Origin of the sequence: Candidatus Amarobacter glycogenicus (assembly GCF_016704105.1) — a bacterium.
Classification (GTDB): domain Bacteria; phylum Chloroflexota; class Dehalococcoidia; order Tepidiformales; family Tepidiformaceae; genus Amarobacter; species Amarobacter glycogenicus.
Genome location: NZ_JADJAT010000023.1, coordinates 23044 through 29399 on the forward strand (window position 1 = coordinate 23044; position 6356 = coordinate 29399).

8 protein-coding genes are annotated in these 6356 nt (G+C 62.8%); 1 reads left to right on the forward strand and 7 read right to left on the reverse strand.

The window, feature by feature from the left end; translation table 11 throughout:
- Positions 1 to 51: 51 nt before the first annotated feature.
- Positions 52 to 576 (forward strand): glycosyltransferase, encoded by a 525-nt coding sequence (locus tag IPG14_RS18940; protein WP_343392836.1) that lies wholly within the window; start codon positions 52 to 54, stop codon positions 574 to 576.
- A 276-nt stretch (positions 577 to 852) separates the two neighbouring features.
- Here the strand turns inward: IPG14_RS18940 and IPG14_RS18945 are convergent, their stop codons facing one another.
- The 7 genes from IPG14_RS18945 to IPG14_RS18975 all read right to left on the reverse strand — a co-directional run bounded on the left by IPG14_RS18945 (position 853) and on the right by IPG14_RS18975 (position 6227).
- Positions 853 to 1401, reverse strand: coding sequence for a dihydroorotate dehydrogenase electron transfer subunit (locus IPG14_RS18945; RefSeq protein ID WP_343392837.1), 549 nt, complete (start codon positions 1399 to 1401; stop codon positions 853 to 855).
- Positions 1402 to 1436: 35 nt separating this feature from the next.
- Positions 1437 to 1565, reverse strand: a complete 129-nt coding sequence (locus tag IPG14_RS18950; RefSeq protein WP_343392838.1) for a hypothetical protein — start codon at positions 1563 to 1565, stop codon at positions 1437 to 1439.
- The gene (locus IPG14_RS18955; protein WP_343392839.1) at positions 1562 to 1831 is read right to left on the reverse strand and encodes a hypothetical protein; all 270 of its coding nucleotides are present in this window, start codon (positions 1829 to 1831) and stop codon (positions 1562 to 1564) included. Before IPG14_RS18955 ends, IPG14_RS18950 begins: the two co-directional genes overlap by 4 nt.
- An 841-nt stretch (positions 1832 to 2672) precedes the next feature.
- The gene (locus IPG14_RS18960) at positions 2673 to 3194 is read right to left on the reverse strand and encodes a hypothetical protein (RefSeq protein ID WP_343392840.1); all 522 of its coding nucleotides are present in this window, start codon (positions 3192 to 3194) and stop codon (positions 2673 to 2675) included.
- Between the two features lie 41 nt (positions 3195 to 3235).
- Positions 3236 to 3712 (reverse strand): orotidine-5'-phosphate decarboxylase, encoded by a 477-nt coding sequence (gene pyrF, locus IPG14_RS18965; protein ID WP_343392846.1) that lies wholly within the window; start codon positions 3710 to 3712, stop codon positions 3236 to 3238.
- Positions 3673 to 3930 carry a hypothetical protein gene (locus IPG14_RS18970; RefSeq protein ID WP_343392841.1) on the reverse strand — a complete coding sequence of 86 codons (258 nt, stop codon included), beginning with the start codon at positions 3928 to 3930 and terminating at the stop codon, positions 3673 to 3675. Before IPG14_RS18970 ends, pyrF begins: the two co-directional genes overlap by 40 nt.
- 1775 nt (positions 3931 to 5705) lie before the next feature.
- Entirely contained in the window at positions 5706 to 6227 is a 522-nt protein-coding gene (locus IPG14_RS18975; RefSeq protein ID WP_343392842.1) for an NADH-quinone oxidoreductase subunit C, read from the reverse strand.
- Positions 6228 to 6356: the final 129 nt, after the last annotated feature.

Consider the following 6356-nt stretch of genomic DNA (forward strand, 5'->3'; position numbering starts at 1 on the left):
ACCTCACCTTTTCGATCATCATCCCCACCTTTGGACGCCAGCAGGCTTTGAGTGCTTGCCTGCAAGCGCTCGCCCGGCTCGATGCTGCGCGACGCTTGCGAGGTCATCGTGGTCAACGATGGTGGGTCATGGGATGCGCCTGCGCTGGCGGCCGCGTGGTCAGGGCAGCTCAACCTGCGGCTGCTCGCCCAATCACGCCGGGCCGGCCGCCGCCCGCAACCTGGGGGGCGCGTCACGCAGGGCAATTTTCTCGCCTTCGTGGATGATGACTGTCAGGCTGACCCGGCTGGCTGGCCGCGCTGGCCGCAACTGGCCGCCATGCCCGACCACCTGGTGGGCGGGCGCACCGTCAATGCGCTGGCCGACAACCGGTTTGCCGCGACCAGCCAGGCCATTGTCAGCTACCTCTACGCCCATTACAACGCCGATCCAACGCGCGCGCGCTTCCTGGCCTCCAACAACCTGGCCGTATCCGCCCGGCGCTTTCGCCAGCGCGGTGGCTTCGATACCGCTTTCCCTGGGCTGCAGGTGAAGATCGTGAATTTTGCGCGCTGGCTGGCGCACGGGGCGGCATGATTTACGCGCCACAGGCGATCGTCTATCACGCAGGCCTCGACGCGCAGCTTCTGGCAGCAACAGTTCAACTATGGCCGCGGCGCCAGGCGCCTGCGCCGGCGTGGATCTTGCGCCGGCCGCCGAGTCATGGGCGTTCTATGTGGGATTGCTCGGTCTGAGAGGCGGTCAGATGCCGGTCGCCACGGCGTCCGCTGCCGCTGTTGCGCATTAACTGGCCCATGCCGCGGGCTTTCTGGTCGAGCTGGGTAGAGCTGCGGAGTCGTAGGTCACGCCTGTTCAAGTCCTTCGCACCGGCCCCTCGCTGCACACCAGCCAGCCATCCTTTGCGCACGTGCCGCAAATGCCCATGCCGCAGCGCATCCGGTTCTCCCAACTGAGCTGCGCAGGCAGATGATGCACGGCCGCCAGGCGTTCCAGGGCTGTCAGCATCGGGCCTGGTCCGCACGCAGCCAGTTGATCTATCGGTGTGGTGGCCGTGGCGAGCAGATGCTCCACGCCGGCGGTGACCAAACCCGGCCGGCCGGCCGAGCCATCATCGGTGGTGGTGATGACCGGCACACCCAGGGCAGCGAAGCGATCCATAAAGAGCAGATCCGCGGCGGTACGCGCGCCAATGACCACGCTGACCTGCGCGCCGGCAGCCAGCGCAGCCCGCGCCAAAAAATGCAGGGGCGCGACACCGTAGCCGCCGCCCACCAGCAGCAGATGGCGGCCGCGCACCGTGAAGCCCTGGCCCAGGGGGCCGCGCACCCACAGACGGTCCCCCAACCGCAGATCGTGCAGGGCGGCGGTGAACGCGCCCACGCGCGCCACCGTGAAGCGCACGGGGTCAGCGTCCAACAGGCTAAGCGGACGTTCGTTCACATTTGCAGCCAGGCCATGGCGAATTGACCGGCCGCGCCACCGGCGGGGCCAGGTTCGAGGCGGAGGGTCTTGACCCGATAGTTCTCTTCGCTGATGCCGGTGATGCGAGCCGCCTGGTGGATCATGATCCTGCCATCCCTGCGGGCCAGTGTGCCAGGCCGACCAGTTCAGCGGCCCGGCCAAAGTCCTCTGCCAGCATGAACTGCGCCAATTCATCACGGATCTGCCCCAGGGCAGCGATGCCGCGACTGTGGACGGCCGACCCCACGCCAACCAGTGTGGCGCCGGCCAGCAACAGCTCGGCCGCGTCCTCGCCGCAGCTGACGCCGCCGATGCCCAGGATCGGAATCTTGACCGCCTGGTAGCACTGGTAGATGCAGCGCACCGCCACCGGGCGATGGCCGGGCCGCTCAAGCCGCCCTCGCGGTTCGCCAGGATGGGGCGCTGCGCGCGGATGTCAATCACCATACAGGCCACGGTGTTGATGGCCGCAGTGGCATCGGCGCCCGCATCTTCCACGGCGCGGGCAATCTCGGCGATATCGGTGACGTTGGGCGACAGCTTGACGATCACCGGCGCAGCGGATACCCGTTTGACCGCGGTGACCGCGGCGGCGGCTGGCAACTGGCCGCGAACGGGCGCGCCTTCTCATCATGCACATTGGGACAGGAGATGTTGATCTCCAGAAAATCGGGCCGCCTCGTTCATTCGTTCCGCCAGGTACGCGTAATCCTCGACCGCAGTGCCAAAGATGGATGCCACCAGTTTGACGCCCCCCTGGCCGGCTTTGCGCCAGGCGACGGCGCGCCTCTTGCAAAACGGCAATTTCCTCATCCACGCCAGGGGTGGCCAGGCCCACGGCATTGATGAAGCCCGCCCAGGCGAGCACGGTCGGGTTGGGATGACCGGGCGCGGCGCGACCGAATGATTTAGCCGTGACCGCCCGCGCCGCCGCGGCCACCCGCGCCACCAGCGCCGCGCTGGCGCCCAGAATGCCGGAAGCCGGGACGAGCGGTTGGGCGGGGTGATGCCGCAGAAGGTGGTGGTCAGATCAGGAGCATTCATGCGTTGAGGTAGGCCCGCACCTCGGCCAGCACAGTGGCGTCAAGCAAACCGGCGGGCGGTGCAGGCTGTCAGCACCTGGCTCAGAGAAAACACGGCGTGCAAATTCAGGCCGGCGGCCGCCAGATTGGCGCCGTCCCTGCTCACGATCAATCAGCACCACCACATCTTCAACCAGCAGGCCCGCCGCGCAGCAGTTCCACCGTCTTCAGGTGCTGCCGCCACTGGTGACCAGGTCTTCGATCACGACGACGCGCCGCCCGCGCTGCAAGGGCGCCCTCGATGGACTTGCCCAGACCATAGGTCTTGGCCTCCCTGCCAGGTAGAGCAACGGTTTGCCCACGTGCAGGCTCAACGGCGCCGATGGGCAGCGCCGCATAGGGCACACCGGCCAGGCGGTCGTAGGAGAGGCCGGTCAACGCCTTGGGCGTAGGCGGCCGCGGCCTGCTGCAGAGCGCGGGATCGCTGACCAGCAGGCGCAGGTCAATGTAGAGCGGCGAGGGCACCCGCTCGCCAGGGGTGAACTGCCCGAAACGGATGGCGCCGAGCTGATAGAGGCCGGTCAGGAGGATGGTGCGCAAGGCTGCCGTGGTGGGAACAGCAGGATTAGCCGCAAGGTTGGCCTGGCCGTTCGGGCCGCGTTGATGGCCGCGCGCAGCGCCGCGGCCGCCTGGCAAGCGGATCGCTCGCAACCGACACTCCACGGCTGACATTGATGATGGCCCCCAACCCATCAGGGCGCAGGGCCGCCGTACGGCGCGGTCAGGTCGCCGCCCTGCGTGCCGACGCCGGGTACCAGGAACCAGGCCTGCGGCGCGATCCGGCGGACATCTGCCAGGGCCGCGGGGAACGTGGCGCCGACGACCAGCCCGATGTTCTGGTGTTTCGACCAGGTTAGCGCCTGCTGCGCCACCTGCAGATAGAGCGGCGTGCCGTTTGCCGTGGGCAGCTCCTGGATGGTGGCCGCGCCGGGATTGGAGGTGTGGCAAAGGATGAACAGCCCGCGGTCCGCGTAGGCGGCAAATGGCGCGATGCTGTCCGCGCCCAGGTACGGGCTGAGGGTGACGGCATCCACGCCCAACTGGTCGAAGATCACACGGGCGTACGCGGCCGCGGTGGAGCCAATGTCCCCGCGCTTGGCATCCAGAATGACCGGGGTGTCAGGCGGGATCAGGCGCAGGTGGCCCAGAGTCGCCAGGCCGTCGTCCAGGCCTCGTAGAAAGCGATGTTAGGCTTGAACGCGCAGGCCAGGTCAGCCGTGGCCTCGATAATGGCCCGATTCCAGGCCAGGATCGGATTGGCGGCCTGGCGAAACGCAGCCGGCGCCGCCTCCGGCGTGGGGTCAAGGCCGACGCAGAGCAGAGAGTTGTTCTTTAGCGCCGCCGCGGTCAGTTTACGAAAAGAAGTCAGTCGCCAATGCGAAATCACGCTTTCCGGGTGTAGATTCTGTCTGAGTATAGCACAGAACAACCCATGCTGCCAGACGTTACAGCCTGAGACTCTCTTACACCGGACATGCCCAACCGTCCATCTCGATTCACTTCGAGACATCGAGACGCAACAGAGCTTCCAGTAATTCTCGTGGAGATGGTGGACAACCCGAGACGTGAGCGCGAACTGCATTCTTGATTTCATCAGGCATGGCAACGATTCCGCCGCGTCTTTCAAGATGGTTTCTGCGCCGCGTAGTCTCCAACCGTCACGATCCTCGGTACAGGCATGGCCTCAACGGTCGCACGCTGCACGGTCAGGCCACGCACATACGGACCGGTAGCACAAGCACATCGGCGTGGCGGGGCGATAGACCTCGAAACGAATGCCCCAACGGCCCAGGTCATAGAGAGGTGGGATTGGTCAACGCATTGAGTTCCAGTTCACAAGCATTGCAGGAACCGCAGTCGAGATGACGAAGGAATAATGAACGAGGAGAGGCCCATGGATGGCGCCGTGATCTTCACCGTGTCTCTGCATCAATTCTCTCAAATGTTGTTGACTGTGCTTTCTTGTCCCATAAATGCACTACTTGTCTATCAGCATAGGACAGGTTGAAACTCTTGTTGATGAGTGGAAATCTGCCAGGATATTTTCTAAGAACTTTCCCTTCGGGTCTGGCCGCTTGCGCTCAACGGCTTTAGGAAAAACATGCCAGTTGAATGTAGAAGGATCTCTTACCTTACACCGTGCAATCGTGTTTCCATGACCTTTGAAGACCACATACATCACATCCCCGCCAGCCCTCCGCATATCCTATCCCCATGGCCATCTCAGGTATGCTATCCAGCGCAGTTCAGGGCGCCAGGTTGTGAGATGGGCGCCCTCTGGTTTGCAGCGCACGGATGAGTTGTTTGACCAGGTAGAGCGAGGTCTCCGTCTCGGCAACGCGTATAGCCAACCGAGCGAAGACGTCGCCTTTCAGGTCATGAAGATAAATTGGCGCCAGACGCGATGAGGGTTTGTCCTCACCAGTGATTGTTTCATCGAGGCATTTTCTGATCTCAGGAGAGGCGTAAGCAGGCGAAGGGTGACGGCGCCGGAAGTCGTGTTCGATCCAGCCTGAGGCGCGGGCTGCCAGGCCGGTTGCACAGAGAGCTGGCGCAGGTCAAGACGCCGGTCTCCAACATGCGCGCCCGACAGGTGGACTCCTCCAGCACCTCTTTTCCCAACTGCAGGGCTTCTTGTACAATGACTTCGAGGTGCGAACCAATCTGGCTGAGAATATCGAGTCCTGGCGGCCGAACGCCCCGGGGTAACTCAAGCCGCGCAAAAAGCGATTGCCGCTCAACGGTTGATTGACAAAATGAACGAGTAATTCGCGCAGCGTTGCCAGCGGCGCCGCGACGCGCTCATAGGCAACGCCTGTAGCCAACAGCCCCATATCCGAGATATGGTTGTAGATTCGTTCAAGCTCCAAAAACAGCGCCCGCCACTGGTGAACGGCGGCTGGAACGCTCTTCTGGGCCAGATTCTCCACCGCTTGGCGGTAGCGATCGAATGGGCAACAGCTGGGTCGCCCGATACAATCTCAAGCTCCCAACCATCTTGCAGGGTCCGTGGGTCTCGAAGAGCTTCTCGATGCCGGTGCTGGCATCCAGGCGTGGGCAGCACCTCAGTCACCTCACCGCCCCAAAAAACGAAAATGCCCGGCTTCGATAACGCCAGCATGTATCGGGCCAACCGGCACTTCGAACATCCCTTCACGCAAGTTAGTGATGGCGGGATATCGTCCCGAGGTGAGAACGGGCAAGCAGATCTCTGAGTGCGTTCAAGGTACGACGGCGACGCAAAGGAAAGAACTCGGGTGGATAAGCCTCTGGATGCAACAGAAAACCGGGCTGAAAGCGCGCCTGATCAGAGCTTGTGGCCACAAGGCCAAACAGATCATGAATCTCTTGTTCCAATGGAGCGGCATTGGGAAAGATGTCGGCTACCGAAGCATAGATGGCTCGCTGGGGATCAGGTACAAAGTACTCCAGGATGACTAGCTCATCCACATTGCTGGCGCCTGATGATAGAATGAAGTGCAACTTGAAAGTGCGGTCAATGAGCAGACGATCATCGGTGGCAACGAGGTCGCAGAGATAGTAGCCTTGTTTGTTTGCCCAATCCAGCAGAGAGTGCAAGATCGTTTCGCTGCGCAGGACGAAGTGGCGCTGGTTGACGGCAATGCGCGGCAACTCGACGATTTCGGAAGAGGAAATACCGGTCAGCCCTTGATCAATCGTCATCGGATGTCTTCCTTGTCAACTCGACAGGTTCAAGACAATCAGGGCGCTGTTTCTCACCAGACTTGCCAGTGGTGGAAAGATCCAGATGCCCAGGCCGAACATCAGAACGAACAAGAACAGAAGGGGTCC